Origin of the sequence: Mycolicibacterium sediminis (assembly GCF_010731735.1) — a bacterium.
GTDB lineage: Bacteria > Actinomycetota > Actinomycetes > Mycobacteriales > Mycobacteriaceae > Mycobacterium > Mycobacterium sediminis.
On sequence record NZ_AP022588.1, the window covers coordinates 1,054,479 to 1,072,891 of the forward strand.

Annotated in this window: 18 protein-coding genes; 9 read left to right on the forward strand and 9 right to left on the reverse strand. The window is 69.7% G+C overall.

Annotation, left to right across the window (positions count from 1 at the left end; all coding sequences use genetic code 11):
- Window position 1: 1 nt before the first annotated feature.
- The 3 genes from G6N64_RS05215 to G6N64_RS05225 are packed head-to-tail and all read left to right on the forward strand — an operon-like array spanning window position 2 to window position 2,575.
- Window positions 2–1,261 (forward strand): aminotransferase class III-fold pyridoxal phosphate-dependent enzyme, encoded by a 1,260-nt coding sequence (locus G6N64_RS05215; RefSeq protein ID WP_246230956.1) that lies wholly within the window; start codon window positions 2–4, stop codon window positions 1,259–1,261.
- Complete coding sequence (locus tag G6N64_RS05220; protein ID WP_163795918.1) at window positions 1,258–1,896, forward strand: class II aldolase/adducin family protein; 639 nt, start codon at window positions 1,258–1,260, stop codon at window positions 1,894–1,896. The genes G6N64_RS05215 and G6N64_RS05220 overlap by 4 nt, the downstream gene beginning before the upstream one ends.
- A 55-nt stretch (window positions 1,897–1,951) precedes the next feature.
- A complete protein-coding gene (locus G6N64_RS05225; RefSeq protein WP_163795919.1) occupies window positions 1,952–2,575 on the forward strand; it encodes a TetR/AcrR family transcriptional regulator in 624 nt (207 codons plus the stop codon).
- Window position 2,576: 1 nt separating this feature from the next.
- Here the strand turns inward: G6N64_RS05225 and G6N64_RS05230 are convergent, their stop codons facing one another.
- Complete coding sequence (locus tag G6N64_RS05230) at window positions 2,577–3,152, reverse strand: TetR/AcrR family transcriptional regulator (RefSeq protein ID WP_163795920.1); 576 nt, start codon at window positions 3,150–3,152, stop codon at window positions 2,577–2,579.
- Window positions 3,153–3,242: 90 nt separating this feature from the next.
- Here G6N64_RS05230 and G6N64_RS05235 point away from each other — a divergent pair, with 90 nt between their 5' ends.
- Window positions 3,243–3,650: a nuclear transport factor 2 family protein gene (locus tag G6N64_RS05235; RefSeq protein ID WP_163795921.1), complete on the forward strand. Its 408-nt coding sequence runs from the start codon at window positions 3,243–3,245 to the stop codon at window positions 3,648–3,650.
- Window positions 3,647–4,498 carry an NAD-dependent epimerase/dehydratase family protein gene (locus G6N64_RS05240; protein ID WP_163795922.1) on the forward strand — a complete coding sequence of 284 codons (852 nt, stop codon included), beginning with the start codon at window positions 3,647–3,649 and terminating at the stop codon, window positions 4,496–4,498. The genes G6N64_RS05235 and G6N64_RS05240 overlap by 4 nt, the downstream gene beginning before the upstream one ends.
- A 7-nt stretch (window positions 4,499–4,505) precedes the next feature.
- Here G6N64_RS05240 and G6N64_RS05245 read toward each other — a convergent pair whose 3' ends face one another.
- Together G6N64_RS05245 and G6N64_RS05250 are read right to left on the reverse strand one after the other, a co-directional pair.
- The gene (locus G6N64_RS05245; protein ID WP_163795923.1) at window positions 4,506–5,927 is read right to left on the reverse strand and encodes an APC family permease; all 1,422 of its coding nucleotides are present in this window, start codon (window positions 5,925–5,927) and stop codon (window positions 4,506–4,508) included.
- Between the two features lie 41 nt (window positions 5,928–5,968).
- Window positions 5,969–7,066, reverse strand: coding sequence for an alcohol dehydrogenase catalytic domain-containing protein (locus G6N64_RS05250; protein WP_163795924.1), 1,098 nt, complete (start codon window positions 7,064–7,066; stop codon window positions 5,969–5,971).
- Window positions 7,067–7,179: 113 nt separating this feature from the next.
- Here G6N64_RS05250 and G6N64_RS05255 point away from each other — a divergent pair, with 113 nt between their 5' ends.
- On the forward strand, window positions 7,180–8,631 hold the full coding sequence (locus tag G6N64_RS05255) for a PucR family transcriptional regulator (protein ID WP_163795925.1): 1,452 nt from the start codon (window positions 7,180–7,182) through the stop codon (window positions 8,629–8,631).
- On the opposite strand, the gene G6N64_RS05260 is transcribed toward G6N64_RS05255, so the two are convergent.
- Genes G6N64_RS05260 through G6N64_RS05270 form a run of 3 tightly spaced genes read right to left on the reverse strand, consistent with a single transcriptional unit; the run spans window position 8,626 to window position 13,113 of the window.
- On the reverse strand, window positions 8,626–11,007 hold the full coding sequence (locus tag G6N64_RS05260) for a PEP/pyruvate-binding domain-containing protein (protein WP_163795926.1): 2,382 nt from the start codon (window positions 11,005–11,007) through the stop codon (window positions 8,626–8,628). The two genes, G6N64_RS05255 and G6N64_RS05260, sit on opposite strands and share 6 nt — an antisense overlap.
- Window positions 11,008–11,011: 4 nt before the next feature.
- Window positions 11,012–11,989, reverse strand: a complete 978-nt coding sequence (locus G6N64_RS05265; RefSeq protein WP_163795927.1) for a TIGR03617 family F420-dependent LLM class oxidoreductase — start codon at window positions 11,987–11,989, stop codon at window positions 11,012–11,014.
- Window positions 11,986–13,113, reverse strand: coding sequence for an Rv3169 family protein (locus tag G6N64_RS05270; RefSeq protein WP_163795928.1), 1,128 nt, complete (start codon window positions 13,111–13,113; stop codon window positions 11,986–11,988). The genes G6N64_RS05265 and G6N64_RS05270 overlap by 4 nt, the downstream gene beginning before the upstream one ends.
- 42 nt (window positions 13,114–13,155) lie before the next feature.
- Here G6N64_RS05270 and G6N64_RS05275 point away from each other — a divergent pair, with 42 nt between their 5' ends.
- Genes G6N64_RS05275 through G6N64_RS05285 form a run of 3 tightly spaced genes read left to right on the forward strand, consistent with a single transcriptional unit; the run spans window position 13,156 to window position 15,617 of the window.
- Window positions 13,156–13,785, forward strand: coding sequence for a TetR-like C-terminal domain-containing protein (locus G6N64_RS05275; protein ID WP_163795929.1), 630 nt, complete (start codon window positions 13,156–13,158; stop codon window positions 13,783–13,785).
- 48 nt (window positions 13,786–13,833) lie between these two features.
- Window positions 13,834–15,009 carry a lycopene cyclase family protein gene (locus G6N64_RS05280; protein ID WP_246230957.1) on the forward strand — a complete coding sequence of 392 codons (1,176 nt, stop codon included), beginning with the start codon at window positions 13,834–13,836 and terminating at the stop codon, window positions 15,007–15,009.
- Between the two features lie 32 nt (window positions 15,010–15,041).
- Entirely contained in the window at window positions 15,042–15,617 is a 576-nt protein-coding gene (locus G6N64_RS05285; protein ID WP_163795931.1) for a DUF1707 SHOCT-like domain-containing protein, read from the forward strand.
- A gap of 15 nt (window positions 15,618–15,632) precedes the next feature.
- Here the strand turns inward: G6N64_RS05285 and G6N64_RS05290 are convergent, their stop codons facing one another.
- From G6N64_RS05290 to G6N64_RS05300, 3 genes are all read right to left on the reverse strand, one after another.
- Window positions 15,633–16,301: an NADPH-dependent F420 reductase gene (locus tag G6N64_RS05290; protein WP_163795932.1), complete on the reverse strand. Its 669-nt coding sequence runs from the start codon at window positions 16,299–16,301 to the stop codon at window positions 15,633–15,635.
- Between the two features lie 71 nt (window positions 16,302–16,372).
- Window positions 16,373–17,395 carry a class II fructose-bisphosphate aldolase gene (gene fbaA / locus G6N64_RS05295; RefSeq protein WP_163795933.1) on the reverse strand — a complete coding sequence of 341 codons (1,023 nt, stop codon included), beginning with the start codon at window positions 17,393–17,395 and terminating at the stop codon, window positions 16,373–16,375.
- A gap of 24 nt (window positions 17,396–17,419) precedes the next feature.
- Window positions 17,420–18,409: a LacI family DNA-binding transcriptional regulator gene (locus tag G6N64_RS05300; RefSeq protein ID WP_246231193.1), complete on the reverse strand. Its 990-nt coding sequence runs from the start codon at window positions 18,407–18,409 to the stop codon at window positions 17,420–17,422.
- Window positions 18,410–18,413: the final 4 nt, after the last annotated feature.

The following is an 18,413-nucleotide window of genomic DNA, read 5'->3' on the forward strand; positions in this document are numbered from 1 at the left end:
CGTGACCACGAACATCGACGTCGCGTCGGATCGGCGTCAGCGCAGTGCCGACACCGAGCTGCGCCGCCGCGCGAAGGCCGTCGTGCCCAACGGCATGTACGGCCACCAGAACATGAACGCCTTCCCGGCCATACCGCAGTTCATCAGCCGGTCGCGGGGAGCGCGCCTGTGGGACGCCGACGGCAACGAGTACGTCGACCTCATGTGCAGCTGGGGTCCGGTCATCCTCGGCCACTGTGATCCGGTGGTCGAGGAAGCGGCCGAACGGCAGCGCCGACAGGGTGATTGCCTCAACGGTCCGGCCCCCGTCATGGTGGAGCTGGCCGAGGCCATGGTCGACACCGTCGCCGATGCCGACTGGGCGATGTTCGCCAAGAACGGTACCGATGCCACCACGATGTGCTGCACGATCGCGCGCGCCGCGACCGGCCGCAAGATGATCCTGGTCGCCGAGGGCGCGTACCACGGCGCCGCCCCCTGGTGTACTCCGTTCCCCGCGGGCGTCACCGCCGCGGACCGCGCGAACCTGCTGCAGTTCCGGTTCAACGACATCGGATCCGTCCGCGCGGCCGTCGGCGAGCACGCCGACGACATAGCCGCGATCATCGTCAGCCCGTTCCGGCACGATGCCGGGTTCGACCAGGAACTCGTCGACCCGACCTTCGCCCATGACGTCCGGGCCTACTGCGACGAGATCGGCGCGGCACTCATCCTCGACGACGTGCGCGCGGGCTTCCGCATTCATCACGGCGGCAGCTGGGAACCCCTTGGGGTTCCGGTCGATCTGACGCCGTGGAGCAAGTCGATCGCGAACGGATACGCGTTGGCCGCGGTCACCGGCACCGACCGCTACCGCGACGCGGCGGGCGGCATCTTCGTCACCGGGTCGTTCTGGATGGGCGCCGTCGACATGGCCGCCGGCCTGGCGACCATCAGCGAACTCGGCAGACGTGACTCCGTGTCCCGCATGCGCGACCTCGGCGTCCGGCTCCGCGACGGCGTCGTCGAAAGCGCATCCAAGTGGGGCTTCGACGTGCACTACACCGGGCCCTCACAGATGCCGAACCTGTTGTTCGCCAACGACACCGACTACGAGATGTCCGTCGCGTTCAGCGCCGAGGCGCAGGCGCGAGGGGTCTACGTCCACCCGAAGCACAACTGGTTCGTCTCCGCGGCGATGACGGACGGCGACCTGGACATGGCGCTCACCGGTCTCGACGGCGCATTCAGCGCACTTCGGGTCCGGTATCTGAACTCGTGACCGACCTTCGGTCGCTGCGCGCCGACGTGGCGGCACGGTGTCGCGAATTGGCAGGCCACGGCGTGGCTTTGGCAGGCGCCGGCAACGTCAGCGTTCGATCGGACGACCACGTCCTGATCACCCGTGCCGGGATGCGCTTCGAGACCGCCGAGCCTGGTGACGTCACCGTCGTCGACCTCGGGGGCGACGTCATCGACGGTGCCAGGCCGTCGTCGGAGACGGGACTCCACCTCGGGATCTACCGCCGCTCTGCGGCCACGGCCGTCGTCCACACCCACGGTCGCAGCTCGGTGGCCGTCGGCCTGGTGTGCGACGAGATACCGCTGGTGCACTACAACCTGCTCCGGCTGGGCGGCCGCATCCCGACCATCCCCTACCTGCTGTTCGGCTCCGACGCACTGGCCGAGGCGGTGGGCGACGCCGTCGGCCGGGGGCACGGCACCGTGCTGATGCGCAACCACGGCGCCGTCAGCAGCGCGCGGTCGCTGGCCGAGGCCGTCGAACACGCCTGCCTCACCGAGTGGGTGTGCGACGTCTATCTGGCGGCTCGCACCCTCGGCACACCCGCGGTGCTGACCGACGAGGACCTCGAGGCCGTGGCCGACCAGAGCAGGCGGCTGTCCTACGGTCGGTGATCCGGCTGCGCTCGAGTCCTACACTCGTTCTCAGCCGGATAGCCGAGGGGACCTGATGCCGAAGATCGTCGATCACGACGAGCGCCGCGAGGAGATCCTTCGGGCTGCGATCCGGGTGATCGACAGCGTCGGCCTGGACAACACCACCACCCGCGCGATCGCGCTCGAATCCGGCTACTCCAATGGCGTGCTGAGCCACTACTTTCAGGACAAGGACGACATCCTGCAGTCGATCCTGGTGAAGACCCACCGCGAGTTCATGGCAAGGGTCGAGGACAGCATGCGCGGCAAGGACGAGTTCGGCCGGCTGTGGGCCATGCTGCTGCAGAACCTCCCCCTCGACCGCGAGCGGCGCGTCGAAACCCTGATGGAGATGACCTTCTGGCCCCGCGCGGTGTCGAACCCGGCGTCGCGGGAGTTCCAACGCGACGCCGCCAACGATCTGCTGAAGCGGATCCGGGCGCTCATCGCCGACGTCCGCGCGGCAGGACGGCTCGACAGCGACCTCACCGACGCCGACGTGGCCGAGCTGCTCATCGCCGTGATCGACGGGCTGTCGGTGCACGCCGAGCTGTTCCCCAAGCGACTGCCGGCTGCCCATCAGCGCAAGCTGATGCGGGTTCAGTTGGAGGTCATGGGATTTCGGATCGACCAGGCGGCAGTCGACGCCGCACGCTGAGTCAGCCCAGCAGGCGAGTGCTCAGCACGTCGACGTCGGCGTGCAGCCGGCGACGGGAGACGGCCTCGGTGCCGACGAGGTGGTCGACGAGGTCGATCCGGGTGGCCGCCAGCAGGACGTAGGCGAACCACCGAGCGTCGCCCGGGTTGCCCACGTCGGCGATCAACCGCGACAGCAACTCGTGCGTGGCGACGTAACCCGGCGACGTGTACAGCGTGGGAGTACCTCCCGTCTGGTCCTGCTCGATGGCGAGCGCCAGTCGGCGGTTGTCCAGCTTGAAGTCGATCAGTGCGGCCAGCACCGCGGAGATGCGTGCGCGGGCGTCCCCGCCCGGCCCCAGCGGCGGCGGGCCCGAGTCGATCGCCGTGCGCAGGTCGACCAGCCGAGCGTCGTACACCGCGCGTAGGAGGTGCGCGCGATCGCCGAAGCGGCGGAACAGCGTTCCCTTGCCGACGCCGGCTGCGCGCGCCACGTCGTCCATCGACACGGCCTCGACGTCGGTGGCGTCGTCGAACAGGCGTCCGGCTGCGGCGAGCACCGCCTGTCGGTTTCGTGCGGCATCGGCGCGTTCGACCACGAACCCTCCTCGACAAAGCGGACCAGCAGTCCGTATGGTTAATAACGAAGCGGACCGACGGTCCGAATCCTAGCCGATGAGGAGAGCGCCATGACCACATCCCTGCCCGGTGACGTGTTCGCCGAGGCCACCGAGGCGATCCGGGCCGGTGACGTCGACGGCTGGCTGGCGAGGTGCCGCGACGACGTCGTCCTCGAATTCCCCTATGCGCCAGAGGGACGGCCACGCCGGATCGAGGGTAGGGACGCTGCCGGAGACTACCTTCGCGCGATCCCCTCGCAGATCGACTTCGAGCGCGTGACGAATCTCGAGGTGCATCAGACGGTCGATCCCAACAGGGCGATCATCGAGTGGTCCGCCAGCGGGCGGGTGAAGGCCACCGGTGCCCCGTACGAGATGGCCTACGTCGTCGTCCTCGTGCTCGTCGACGGGAAGATCGCGGTGTATCGCGACTACTGGAACCCGTTGACCGTCCTCGACGCGACCACGGCATCGTGACCGGCGCGCCCCCGAGGATCCTCGTCACCGGTGCCACGGGCACCGTCGGCAGCCTTGTCTGCGGCGAACTGACGGAGACCGGCGCGGTGGTGGTGGCGGCCGCCAGGAGTGCCGCGACCCGCTTCGACTGGTACGACCGCGAGTCGTGGGGCCCGGCCCTCGACGGGGTGACCGCCGTCTACCTCGTCGCGCCGTCGAACGACCCGGCACCCGAGACGGTGATGCGGCCGTTCCTGGACCTGGCCCTCGCGTCGGGCGTGACGCGCGCCGTGCTGCAGAGCAGTTCGCTGATCGAATCGGGCGGTCCCACCCTCGGCGTCGTCCATGCGGCGGTCGCGGAGACGTTCCCCGAATGGGCGGTGCTGCGGCCGAGTTGGTTCATGCAGAACTTCTCCGGCCGCCACCCGCACGCCGAGTCGATCCGCAGTTCCGGTGTCCTCACCACCGCGACCGGCGGCGGCAGCGTCGGCTTCATCGACGCCCGCGACATCGCTCGGGTGGCCGCGCATGCCCTGACGTCCGACGTGGCGCTCAACTCCGATCCGATCCTGACGGGACCCGCGGCGTTGAGCTACGACGACGTCGCGAAGGTCATCGCTCACGCGTCCGGCCACCCCGTGGCCCACGTCGCCATCGACGTCGACCAGATACGACGGATCTACACCGCCGACGGCATGCCGCCCGACTACGCCGGCATGCTTGCCGGTCTGGACGCGTTGATCGCCGACGGCGCGGAGGACCGGGTGACCGACTCCGTGCTCCGGCTGACGGGTGTCGCGCCGCGCTCGTTCGAGGAGTTCGCCGCCGGAATCGACTGGCGGGTCGGCTCGGACGTGGCCATCCCCTAGCGGCGAATCACCCGATTCCCTCGAGCGTGTCGGTCTCGGTCTGGCCGATGCGCGCTATCACGTCCGGGCGGCGGCGGGCCAGGTTCAGGTACCACGCCAGGGCGATGACGACGGTGGCGAGGAACAGGTACGGGATCACGTTGAGCGGGAACGCTGGAACGGGATAGACGTTGGCGAAGAAGGTGTACGCCATCGCGAGGATGGCGACGACGGCCGCCACCCAGACCAGCGCGTTGGGCTGCCCGTCGCGCCGGGTGTAGATGACGCAGGCGGCGGCGACCAGCGAGTAGGCGACCATGTAGCCGTAGGTGCCGTAGGTGTCGACCCACACCACGATGTTCATCGGGTGCACGCCGAGGGCGAGCAGCACGACGTCCAGGACGATCGCCAGCGGACCTGCGATCAGCAGGACCCGGTGCGGGGTGAGGTGACTCTCGTGGGTGCGGCCGAACCTGTCGGCGACGACGCCCTCCTTACCCATCACGTACACGATGCGGCCGACCACGTTGAGCGGCGCGACGACCACGGCGAAGAACGACGCTCCCACGCCGAAGAGCAGGATCGGCGTGAACCACGATGGCATGCCGATCAGTTCGGCGATGTCCTGCAGCGGATTCGCGCTCTCTCCCAGCCCCTGCTGCAGCACGGCGATCTGGGTGTAGGCGGCGAAGACGTAGAGGACGCCGACCACCAGGGCGCTCCACATGATCGCCCGTGGGATCGCGGTGTAGGGGTTGCGGGCCTCGCGGCCCAAGGCGTCGGCCGACGAGAACCCGACGAAACCCAGTATGCCGAGCACCATTCCGGTCGCGACGCCCTGCAGTGGGACGTCCGCCAGCGAGAACTGCGACGGATCCCAGGCGGCAGGCCCCGCCCACACCAGTGCGAGAACCAGCAGGACGATGATGATGGTCACCGAGACGAGTTCAAGCGTCAGCGACACCCGCGCGGACAACCGGATGCCGCGGATGGTGAACAGCGTCGCCAGTCCGCCGAGGACCACGGCGAGCCCGATCTGCCACGCCATGCCGCCCGCCGGTATCCCCAGGGAGACCAGGAAGTCGCTCGTGTAGGAGACGGCGCCGCCGAGCGAGCCGGTGGTGATCCCCCAGCAGCCGATCACCAGTGCGATCCCGGCGAGGTACGCGCCGAACGGACCCAGCCCCTTGGAGACGTAGGTGTACAGCGATCCCGCCGATGCGTTGCGCCGCGCGAACACGACGACGCAGTAGCCCACCGACAGGATGATCACGGTCGCCAGGACGAACGAGACGATCGTCCCCTTGCCCGCCGTCAGGAAGATCGCGGCCGCGGTGAACGCGATGACGGCGCTCGGGGCGATGTTGGCGATCGCCTGGGCGGCCAGTTCCGGGCCGGACATCACGCCGCGTCGCAGCCCCGCGTCGCGTCGGTCGTCGGTGGCGGTCATGGGGATTCCTCCGGGTCGAGAGTCGTTGCGTGTCATCGCGATCAGGGGATCAGCAGGGTGCGGAGGGCTTCTCCGGATTCGAGGTCCTCGAACGCGGCCGCGGCCTCGCCGAGCGGACGGCGCGCCCAGATCAGCGCGTCGAGTTGGAGTTGCCCGTCCATGTAGCGGTCGACCAGCGCGGGGATGTCGATCGACGGCCGGACCGAGCCGTAGTTGGATCCGAGGATCCGCTGATCGGCCTCCGCGAGCACCAGCGGTTCGAAGGAGGCCTTGGCGCCGGTCGGTGGCAGCCCCACGACCACGGCGGCGCCGCCGAGGCCGAGCATCCGGATGGCCTGCTCGGTCGTGCCGGTGTGACCGAAGGCGTCGAACGCGTAGTCCACGCCGTCGGGGATGAGTTCCCGGAGTTGCTCCTCGGCGTCGCCGTGCGTGGCGTTGATGCGGTCGGTGGCACCGAATTGGTTAGCCATGTGCGTCTTGTCGTCGCGCACGTCGATTGCGACGATGCGCGCCGCTCCGGCGAGCTTCGCGCCCTGGATCACGTTGAGACCCACACCGCCGCAGCCGATCACGCAGACCGTCGCGCCGGGCTCGACGGCCGCGGTGTTCAGCACCGCGCCAACCCCGGTCGCCACGGCACAACCGACCACCGCGATGACGTCCAGCGGCGCGTCCTCCCTGACCTTGACCGCGCCGGAAGCCGGCACGACGACCTCCTCGGCGAACGACGAGACACCGAGGTAGTGGTGGAGTGACTCGCCCTTCGACGACAGCCGTGACGTGCCGTCGAAGAGAGTGCCCAGCGGGGCGACGACCGTCGCGACCTTCTGGCAGCGCGCCTCGTGGCCCGACCGGCAGTAGCGGCATTCGCCGCACGGCGGAACCCACGACAGCACCACGTGATCGCCGACGGCGAGGGTGGTCACCCCCTCCCCCAGCTCCGTCACGACGCCGGAGCCCTCGTGGCCCATGACCATCGGCGCGGGCGCGTCCCACTCACCGCGTATGACGTGGAGGTCGGAGTGGCAGACGCCGGCGGCGGCGATCTTCACCCGGACCTCGCCGTGCTTGGGGCCCGCGAGGTCGACGTCGACGAACTCGATGGGTTGGGCGGGTTCTCGGAAGACGACGGCTTTCACGGGGCTCCTTTGATGCGTGGACTCCCGTGAATCGTAGGAATTGCAGTGCCGTCACGGCAGTCGCAATGTTTGTGGACACGGGGCTCGCGATCACCATTTCGTACACTGCGGACATGGCGTACGACGTGCGGGCGATGTCGGAGTACCTCGGCGCCGAACTCGCCGACGGCCAGGTCCACGCGTCGACGCCGGTGGCGGACACGATCCTGCTGAGCCAGCTGATCGTCGCGGGCACCCCCGGGTACGCCACCCTTGTCGTCGCGAACCCACGCGAGTGGGCCGACGCGATGGCGACGGCCGGCCGGCACGGACCACTGACCGGCTGCGTCGCGGTCGTCGCCGGCGGCGCAACCGATCTCGAACTACGCGCCGCGCTCGTGAACCGCGAGGTCACCGCGGTGCTGGTTCCCGGCCTCCCCGCCGAGGTCGTGCATCCGCGGTTGGCGGCGCTGATCGCCGGGGACCAGGCCGCCGAGGACCGCCGGGTGACGACGGGTACCAAGGTGCTCACCCAGGTCGCCCGACGCGGCGGGGTCGTCGCCGTGGTGGCGGAACTCGCCCACCGCATCGACGGATGGGCGGTCCTCCTCGACGCCCACGGGGAGGTCATCACCACCGCGGGTGCGGGCAGTCTGCACGTGCGCGACGCCGTGTCGGTGGCGTTCGGTCGGCAGGTGCGCATCAGGCACCCCGGACTGCAGGTGCATCCCGTCGGACAGGGCGAGGAGGTCAGCGCCCATCTCGTCGTCGGCGCACGCGGACCGACCAGCCGCAGCCGTGACCTCGCCTCGCAGGTGGCCGCGCTGCTGGATCTGCTGCTGCACACCACCGATCACCCCGCCACCGAGCGGCTCGGGCGCGAGGTCATGTTGTCGACGCTGCTCCGCGGCGGCGCCGAAGCCGCCACCCTGCTGCGGCGGTGGGGCGTGCACGAGCGTTCCATGACCGCGTTCGCGGTCGCCTCCCGATCCCGTTCGATAGATCCCGAGCGCCAGACGATTCGGTGGCTCGACCAGCTCGGCGCGACGCACGTGATGTCGACCGACCGTGGGCACGTGCTCGGGTTCGTCGGCGATCACCACGCGGACCAACTCGCCACCATGGTGGAACGATTGACCTCCGATGCCGGCATGCCGCTCCGGCTCGGGCTGGGCTCGTCGGCGCGGCCGGAGGCGTTGGCCCGGTCGGCGGCGGAGGCCAAGCAGGCTTTGGACATCGCGGTCGTCGATGCGCGTCCCGTGGTCTGGTACCGCACGCTGGCGACGGTGTCCTACGTGCTGGACCACCTCGACGACAGCGCGACGACGCGGATTGCGGCCGTCCTCGACCCGCTCCGAGACGAGGACGGACGTCACGGTGACCTGGCCCGGACGCTCGAGGTGTACCTCGCCGAACACGGTGCGTGGGGGTCGACGGCCACCCGCCTGGGGGTGCACCGGCAGACGCTCACCGCGCGGATCCGGCGCATCGAGGAACTCACCGGGCTGTCCATGTCGAGCCCCGACGACAGGGCTGCGGCATGGCTGGCGATCCGGGCGGTGATCAGCCCGGCGCGGCCGTCATAGCCGCGTGACCAACCCCGTGTCGCCGTCGACCCGCACCCGGTCGCCGGTGTTCAGGACCTGGGTAGCCACCAACGTGTTGACGACGCAGGGCAATCCGTACTCCCGCGCCACCACCGCGCCGTGGGACACCGAGCTGCCGATGTCGGTGACGAGTGCCGCGATCACGGTGAAGTACGGCGTCCAGCCCACGTCCGTGACCGGCGCGACGAGGATCTCGCCGCGCTGAACCGCACGCGCCTCGTGGATCGACTTCGCCACGCGCACGGTGCCCTCCACCGTGCCCCGGCTCGCCGGCCTGCCGACGATCCGTCCGTCGGCGACGTCGCCGCGCGGACGGGTGAGGATCGGTTCCGGTCGACCGACGGACACGTCGTCGAACTCCAGGGACTGCTGGAACGCCAGGGCCTCGCGGCGCTTACACGCCCGTGCCACCAGGTCCCGGATATCGCCGTCGCCCACCACCAGGGGCAGCTCCGACCGGTCGAAGAAGAAGACGAGGTCGGCATCGGGGAGACGGCCCGCGTCGGCCAGCACCTCGCCCAGATGGCGGTACCCGAGCTTGAGCCGGTGTGCCATCAGCGCCATCTTCGACTTCGTCTCCTCCCGCCCGCGCGCGCCGCCGCGAGCCAGCCGCGCCAGCAGCCTGACCATCCTCGACTCCGGCACGTCGACCGTTCGGCGAACCTGTTCCACCCCAACCGATTCACGGTGTGCGGTCAGCATGACCTGCATCATCGATCCGAGCCCCTCGGCGTCCTCGGCCCACGCCGGGTCACGCATGCAGAGTTCGCGGTATCCGCGGTGGCCGTGGCGGGCCAGGAACCGGCGCAACGCATCACCCGCGGATTCCTTCGAGGTTCGCAGCGCGGTGAGGGCGTCGGCCGGTGCCGATGCGAGGAACCGGTCGGCAGTGGTGTCGTCGGAGGCGATCTCGCGCACCACGCCGTGGAGTTCGTCGACCATGACCGCGCTCTCGACGTCCGTGGCGCCCGCCATGAGCCGGGCCGCCTCGGCTTGACCCTCGCTCTCGTCCCGGCCCTCCTTGACGGCGCTGCGCATCAGGGAGCTCTCCAGCACGTTCGCACCGACGGCGGCGCGCGACGAGGACCTGACGTGGACGAGGGTGACGTGGCAGTACAGCTCGACTCCCGACTCCAACTGTCTTAGAACGCTTCTCGCATCCCGCTCGGTTGGGATCGGGAACGCGGTGATCCGGTCGCCGAGGCGGCGGATCGCGGGTCCGGCGGACAGTGCGTGGCTGGTCAGCCGGATCGTGTTGACGAACTTCTGAACGAACGGCTTGGGCGGCTTGGCCTCGAGTTCGTCGACCACGCGCCCGCAGATCGACGTCGAGAACTGTTCCAGCGAGTTGCCGAGGATGCCCGAACTCAGCGCCGTCCCCTCGGTCATGTCGAGGAACATGTGGCCGTAGAAGTAGCCGACCTGGCGCCACGTCGGGTCGTAGCGCTCCTGGGCCCGCGCCACCACCTGGGTCATCTGCATCGCGTAGTCGATGGCGTGCCCCGAGACCGACGCCGTGAGGGGGCAGAACGCACCGGGCATCATCTCGCCGATGTTGCACCGGGTGTAGACGTGGTCGGACGCGGCGATGGGGACGTCCATCTCGTTGAGATCGCCGGGCAGCGTGGTGATCGGGCGGGCCTGCAGCCACCACAGCCGTCCTGCGCCGTCGATCGCCCACTCCAGGTCCATGGGTCGGCCCCAGTGCTCGGCGGCGTGCATGGCACCCGCGCGGATGCGAGTCACCTCGTCGTCGGAGAGCACGGGGACGTCGCCGACCTCGCGGACCGCCTGGGCACCGTCGGCCGTCACCACGAGGTGGTCGGAACTGGCGGATCCGTCGACGAGCGCCTCACCCAGTCCCCTGACGGCGTCGATCACCACGAGGTCCCTGCGGCCGGAGGTGGGATCCGCGGTGAAGACGACACCGGCGGCGCGCGCGTCGACCATCCTCTGGACGACGACGTGCATCGTGACCGCGGCCGCGTCCCCACCGTCGCCGACGTAGGACGTCGCCCGCTCGGAACCGACGGAGGCGACGCACCGGCGCACGGCATCGGCGAAGTCCTCCAGGGACTGCACGCCCAGCACGGTGTCGTACTGCCCGGCGAAGGACTGCTCGGCTCCGTCCTCACCGGTGGCGGAGGACCGGACGGCCACGGGTGACTCGCCCGCAGCCTGCATCCGGGCGAAGCGGTCGGCGACGTCGTCGACGAGCGGTCCCGATGCGGCACCGGCGATCACGAAGCCGGGCGGGACGGGCAGTCCCAGGCGGGTCAGCTCCGCGAGCCCGAGCGCTTTGCCCCCGAACCGGTCGTCGACGACGTCGGCGAACTCGACTGTGGTGGTGTGCATCTCCTCAGCCCAGCGCGTCGATGATCTCGGCGAGCGCCTCGACGGCGATGGGCCCGGGCTGATAGAGGCAGATCCGGTCCGAGATGCCGTCCACCCGGTCCCGGATGTGCGCGGCCACCTCGGTGGGGGTGCCGCACGCGGCGATGGTGTGCAGCACCTCGTCGTCGATCAGCGTGGCCATCTCCTGCCACCTCCCCTGCTTGGACATCGCGTTGAGTTCGGGTTGCAGGTCGCCCCAGCCGTGCGCGTCCAGCACCGGCCGGTAGGCGGGCGTCGATCCATAGAAGGCCAGGAGCATCCGCGTAGACGTGTGGTCCTCACCGACGGACACGATGATCTCGGGCACCACCGCGAGGTCGTCGGCGTTCCGACCGGCGGCGGCCAGTCCCTCGCGGACGGCGGGCATCGTCAACTCGTGCAGGAATCGCTTGGACCCGAACGGCATCACCAGCAGGCCGTCGGCCACCTCTGCCGTCGCACGGGTCATGCGCGGTCCCAGTGCACCGAGGTAGATCGGCGGGGGACCGAACGGGTTCGGCCCCGGGTTGAACGTCGGCGTCATCAGCGTGTGCCGGAAGTACTCGCCGCGGAAGTCGAGCCGCTCGCCGTCGTTCCACGCGGCGAAGATCGCGCGCAGTGCGCCGACCATCTCCTTGATCCGGGCGACCGGGTGCTCGAACTCGGCGCCGTAGCGCTTCTCGACCTGGGCGCGGACCTGCGTCCCGAGACCGAGGATGAACCTGCCCTCGGAGATCTCCTGGAGGTCGTGAGCCTGATGAGCTAGTTGAATCGGGTTGCGTGGCAACGCGATCGCGACGTTGGTCATCAGGTCGAGTCCGGGGACGGTCGACGCCAGGACGAGTGGGGTGAAGACCTCCCGGGGACCCTCGAACGTGAACACCCCGGACGCACCGGCCTCGCGGAGCAGGGCCGAGCGCTCGACGGCATCGGTGGGGCTGAACAGCGCGGTCATGACCTTCACGACGTGGCCTCCGCGAGGACGTCGGTCCAGTCCGAGAATCCCGACGGGCGGTGCGGCCCGATCACGGCGTGCTCGAACAGTCCCGCACCCACCGTGGTGCTGCCGTCGGGTTCGGTGCAGACGGCCCGGCCGACGTGATCGATCAGGCTGAACGGCGCGCGGGCGAGCACCTCGGGGTCCGTCATGTCGTAGGAGACGCGCTCGGCCGAGGGGCCGCCCATCCAGGTACCGTGCGCCCAGGAGGAGTCGCCGCCGTATCCCGACCCGAAGGCGATGGGAGCGAACAGCTTCGACTCGACGTCGAGCTGGAGCCGGCCTCCGGACCGGGTCATCATCTCCACGTGCGCACCGTGCGGGATGCGGGTGCCTGGCGTGTAGTGGATCGTCACTCGGACTCCGTCGAGCTGCTCGACCGTGCCGTCCGGCCAACGCCGGCTGCAGTCGTAGAGGCTGCGATGGCCGTCCGGATCCTCCTGGATGATCAGGAAGATCTGGTAGTCGTCGAACGCGAGCGGCAGGTACAGCCACCACATTCCACGGAACGCGGTGTCCGGGCGGCCGGACGGCTCGGCCTCGCCGATGGGACGGATGCCCCAGGACCGGTCGCGGCTGCCGACCGAGTTCGCACCGTCGACCTCGAGGCGGTCACCGTCGACGTCGATCCACCCCTCCCAGGTGCCGAGCTGGGCGAAACGGCACGCCTGCAACGTGACTCGCCGTTCGGAGTGCATCTCGTGCGGGTGCTCCAGCGCGGCGGGGAACAGTCCGCGCCACCGGAGGTCCGCGGAGACCCCGTCGGTCTCGGCGACGGTGAGGTGCAGCTCCCGCAGTGGCTCGACGACGTCGAGTCGGTACCCGTTGACGTTCTGGTTCAGACGGTCGTCGTCGATCGCGTCGCTGAACCGGACGGCGGTCTGCACGTCGCCGCGTCGGATCAGCAGGTAGGCGTCCTTGACGCCGAGCCGCGGGTAGTAGCCGATCCCCGTGAGAGCCATGAATCTGCCGTCGCGCTCGAGGACGTTGAAGTACGACCGATCGTAGAAGTTGCGATCGGAGGTGGCGGGGGCGCTGACGGGCACCGGCGCCTGGTGGATCGGGTACTCGTCGAGCGGACTCAGGATCACGCGTCCTCCGGATAACGATACGATGCGGGTTATATTGGAATGATGGAAACAGATCGCCCGGAAGATGACAAGGGACCCGCCCGGTCATCCGCCGGGCGGCCGCGCGACGGCAAGATCGACGCGGCGATCGTTCAGGCCACCCGCGACCTACTCCTCGAGACCGGCTACTCCGCGCTGTCGCTGTCCGCCATCGCCGCCCGCGCCGGCACCACCACGGCTGCCATCTACCGGCGCTGGTCGGGCAAGGCACAACTCGTCCACGAGGCGATCCTGCCCGCCGAGGTCATGGCGATGCCGAGTGCGTCCGGTGACGTCGTCGAGGACGTCCGGGCACTGGTGGAGGCGACGCGGATCATGTTCGACAGACCGGAGGTCCGGATGGCGCTACCCGCGCTGATCGCCGACACCGTCGCCGATCCCGACGTGCACAGCAGGATGACCTCGCGCTTCGCGGAGAGCCTCGCCACCTTCCGCACCAGGATCGGCGCTCAGCCCGGCTCCCCCGACGACGACGGCGACCTTCCGCTCCTCGCCGAAGTCGTCGTGGGCAGTGCCATCTTCCGCATCATCGTGCGGCACGACGCACCGCTCGACGATGCGTGGGTGGATGACCTGACCACGCTGATCAGCTCGGGCTGGACCACGATGACGCGCGGGTCGACGAGCGGCTGAGCTGAGCCGACCACGGTCCGGTGACCCCGCGATGACACCATGGGAGCAATGGACGTTCTGGTGGTCGGAGGTGGACCCGCGGGGCTGGCGCTGGCCGGTGCATGCGGGCGGCTCGGGCTGACGACCGGGTTGGTGGACCCGGCCCCGGAGCGGCCGTGGACGGCGACCTACGGGATGTGGAGCCAAGAGCTGCCGACCGGTCTGCCCGAGTCCGTCGTCGCGGCCCGTGCCGCCGGTCGCGCGATCGCGGTGACCGAGCACCAACTGGGTTGGGAGTACGCCGTACTCGACGTACCCGCGCTTCGCGCGCACCTCTCGGACGAGCTGACCGGCGTGCGCATCCACGCCGCGCGGGCGGTGAGTTCTCCGGAGCCCGGCGTGGTGGCCCTGGCCGACGGGTCGTCACTGCGCGCCTCGGTCGTCGTCGACGCAGGCGGTGGCGCACGTCCGCTGGACAGGTCCGCGTCGCGCCGAGCGCCGGCCGCCCAGACGGCGTACGGGCTGGTGGTCGACGAGGACGCCGCCGCGCCGTTCGTCGATCCCGGCGACGCACTGTTCATGGACTGGCGTCCCGACCACGGGGAGGGCGGGTGGCCGACGTTCGTCTACGTCATCCCACTCGGCGGCGGTCGGGTGCTGATTGAGGAGACCTCGCTGGCGCGCAGGCCGGGGCTGCCCCTGTCGACGCTGCGGCGCAGGCTGCACGCGCGGATGGCCCGGCACGGCATCACACCGCCGACGGATGCGCGCAGCGAGAAGGTGTCCTTCCGGGTGGACCACCCGCGACACCGCGGTTCGGGCGTCCTCGGGTTCGGCGCGGCCGCGCCGCTGATCCACCCGGCGACCGGCTTCAGCCTCGCCGCGTCACTACGGCTGGCGCCCCGGGTGGCGGCCGCGGTCGCCGAACACATCGAGGACGGCCCGAGCCGCGCGCTGGCAGCGGCGCAGAAGACCGTGTGGCCGTTCGAGGCGCGGGTGGTTCACCAGGTCCGGCGGATCGGTCTCGAGTCGATGCTGCGGATGCCTCCGGCAGACGTGCCGGGCTTCTTCGAGCAGTTCTTCGACCTCCCCGACCCGCACCGATGGACCTACCTCACCGCACGCGACGACGTCGGCGGGATCGTCGCGGCGATGAACTGCCTCTTCCGGACCTCCGGCGGTCGGCTGCGCCGCCACCTCGTCACGTCGGCGATGCTTCCCGCGGTGGCCACGAACGACGCTTGATGGCTGGACGTCCGCGACTATCCTGAGGCGACATGAATTCTGAACACGCCGACTTCAGGGCGTCGGACGCGGACCGTGCGGCGGTGACCAAGATCCTCGAACACGCCGTCGGGCAGGGGATGCTGTCGCTCGACGAGTACGCCGAGCGCGTCGACGTCGTGCTCCGCGCACGCACCCGACGCGCCCTGGACGCGGTGATCGCCGACATTCCGCACGTCCGCCACGATCAGATCGCGACGACGGAGCCGGAGGTGGTGAAGAGCTGGATGTCGAGCGTCTCCCGCAAGGGGCCGTGGCAGGTGCCGCCGCACCTTCGGCTGATCACGCGGATGTGCTCCACCCGGCTCGACTTCACCTCCGCGGTCGTGGCGCGGCCCGTCGTGCACATCGACGTCGACGACCACCTCAGTTCGACCGAGTTGATCCTGCCGGACGGCGCCAGCGCCGACCTGAACGGGATCACCAACGTCGGCTCGTCCATCGACGTCAAGGTGACGACGAACCCGCCGTCGAACCGACTACACGTCGTCGTGAAGGGGCGGGTGCGCTTCGGGTCGGTGACTGCGCGTCACCCGTTCGGCACGGCGTTCAAGCGGATGCTGGGTTAGCGCGCGTACCGGGGCTCACGCCGTACGCGCGGTCCATTCGGCCGTCCGCTCCGGCGTCGCCTCGGCGAGCGCCTTCACGGTGTTCACGGCATCGAAGTCTTTGCCGTACACGGGCGTTCCCGGCTGCTGGCGCCACGACTCGGAGATCGGGCCTGCGCTGACCGGGTCGAAGCCCAGGCTGTCGACGACGTCGTGGACCACGTCGCGGTTCGGTCCGTCCTCGCCGGCGATGGGCAGCGCTATCCGGTCGGGCGTGCCACTGGGCTTGCCGCTCTCGAGCAGGTGCTTCCACCAGATCCCGTTGAACACCTTGTACACCGGTGCACCGATCTGCTCGGCCACCCAGTCGCTCTCGACCTGGCCGTCCTCGATCGCCGCGATCTCGCCGTCACGCTGCTGCGGGTAGTAGTTGTTGGTCTCGATCACCGGCGCGCCGGGCTTGCGCGCGTCGACGATCCCGGCAGCGAGGTCCGGCACGTTCTTCTGCGGAATGCTCACGATCACGAGGTCGGCGTCGGCGGCGGCGTCCTTGGCCCATACCGCCGTCGCGCCCGTCTCGGTGGCGAGTTCCGCGAGAGTCTCGGGGTCTCGCGAGTTCGCGACGGCCACGTCGTGGCCGAGTTCGCGCAGGCGGCGTGCCAGCGTCCCGCCGATGAGACCCGCTCCGATGATTCCGATCTTCATGCGCTACCTCCGTAGGTGGTGCGGTCCTTGGGGGACAACATCGGTCCGATGGGCGCTATTCCACGGCTCGGCTAGCGCATCGCCCGTCCGGCGGACCCCAACGTCACGGCGGCCTCGACCACCCGTGCCGCCATCGCGCTCTCGGCCGGCTTGCCCCACGACCGCGGGTCGTAGGCCTTCTTGTCGCCGTAGCCACCGTCGACCTTGAGCACCCGGTCGTATCTGGCGAGCATGTGGCCCGCGATGGAGCGGGTGAAGGCGTACTGGGTGTCGGTGTCGACGTTCATCTTGACGACACCGCTGGCGACGGCCGATGCGACGTCTTCGGCGCTCGATCCGGAGCCGCCGTGGAAGACGAGGTCGAAGGGCATGTCCCTGCCGGTCTCTCGTCCGATGGCGGTCTGGATCTCCTCGAGGATCTCCGGACGCAGGTGGACGGAGTCCGGGTGGTAGACGCCGTGCACGTTGCCGAAGGTCAGCGCCGTCAGGTATCGGCCGCGCTCGCCGGTGCCGAGTGCCGCGACGGTGGCGCGTGCGTCGTCGACGGTGGAGTAGAGCTGTTCGTTGATCTCGTGGGAGATGCCGTCCTCCTCGCCACCGATCACGCCGACCTCGATCTCGAGGATCGTGTTCGCCTCCACCGACGACTCCAGCAGTTCGCCTGCGATGCGCAGGTTCTCGTCGAGTGGGACGGCGGACCCGTCCCACATGTGTGACTGGTACAGCGGGTCGAGACCACGGGCGCGACGGTCGATCGCGTCGGCGATCAGCGGCCGGACCCAGTCGTCGAGGTGCTCGGCCGGGCAGTGATCGGTGTGCAGGGCCACGGTCACCGGGTAGTGCGCGGCGACCTCCCCGGCGTAGAGCGCGAGTGCCTTCGATCCGGCGAAGCGGTTCTGGACCGCGTTCCCCGACAGGTACAGCGCCGTTCCCAGCGACACCTGGATGATGCCGTCGCTCTCCGCCTCGGCGAAGCCCTGCAGCGCAGCGTTGAGGGTCTGCGAACTCGTCACGTTGATCGCCGGGTACGCGAATCCGCCGTTCTTCGCGCGGTCGAGCATGGCGACGTACTGGTCGGGGGTTGCGATCGGCACGGTCGGGGTCCTATCGGTGGAGGGTCAGGTGCAGCCGCACGAGTTGCGATGGTGGAACGTCGTCGGCACGCGAATGCGTTGCGGCGCATCGTCGAGACCCCGAATGCGACGCAGCAGCAGTTCCACCGCGGTGACGCCGATGGTCTCGACGTCCTGTGCCGCGGCCGTGAGCTTGGGCTCGAACAGATCGGACCACTCGAAGTCGTCGTAGCACAGGAACGCCACGTCACCCGGTATCGAGAGGTTCAGACCGCGAAGCGCCTTGAGCGTCCCGATGGTCATGGAGTTGTTCAGCGACACCAGCGCCGTGGGCCGGTCGGCACCCGACATCAGTGCGTGCACCTCGCGCTCCGCGACGTCCGTGCTGGAGTCGCCGTCGAGGACGAGGTCGGCGTCGATCGCGATGCCGCGGTCGGCCAGCGCCGCCGAGTAACCGTCGAACCGCTCGGTGGTGGAGGAGATCCCGGCCAGACCGCGGACGACGGCGATCCGCCGGTGCCCGAGGTCTAGCAGGTGCTCGGTCAGCGACCGCGCCGACGAGAAGTTCTCGGGACCGACCTGATCGCTCCCGACGTCGACGCCTCGGTCGATGAGCACCAGCGGTGTTCCCGTACAGGTGATCTTCGGCAGGGTGGTCCGCTCCGACCCGGCCGCGGGAGCCACGATCATCCCGTCGACCTGACGGTCGAGGAGCGAGTCGACGACGCGCCTCTCGGAGTCGACGTCGTCGTGGGAGTCGCCGACGATGAGCACGTAACCGGCATCCGACAGCGCCCGTTCGACGGCGTGCACCAGGCCGCCGAAGTACGGGTTCGTCAACGCCGAGATCGAGAGTCCGACCGTGTGCGTGCGCCCGGCCGCCAGTGACCGTGCGACGCCGTTGCGGCGGTACCCGGTCTCCTCGATGGCCGCCTCGACGCGCAGGCGCGTGGCGATGTTGACCTTGCGCGTGCCGTTGAGGACGTGCGACACGGTGGACGCCGAGACGCCGGCGAGGCGGGCGACCTCGCCCATCGTG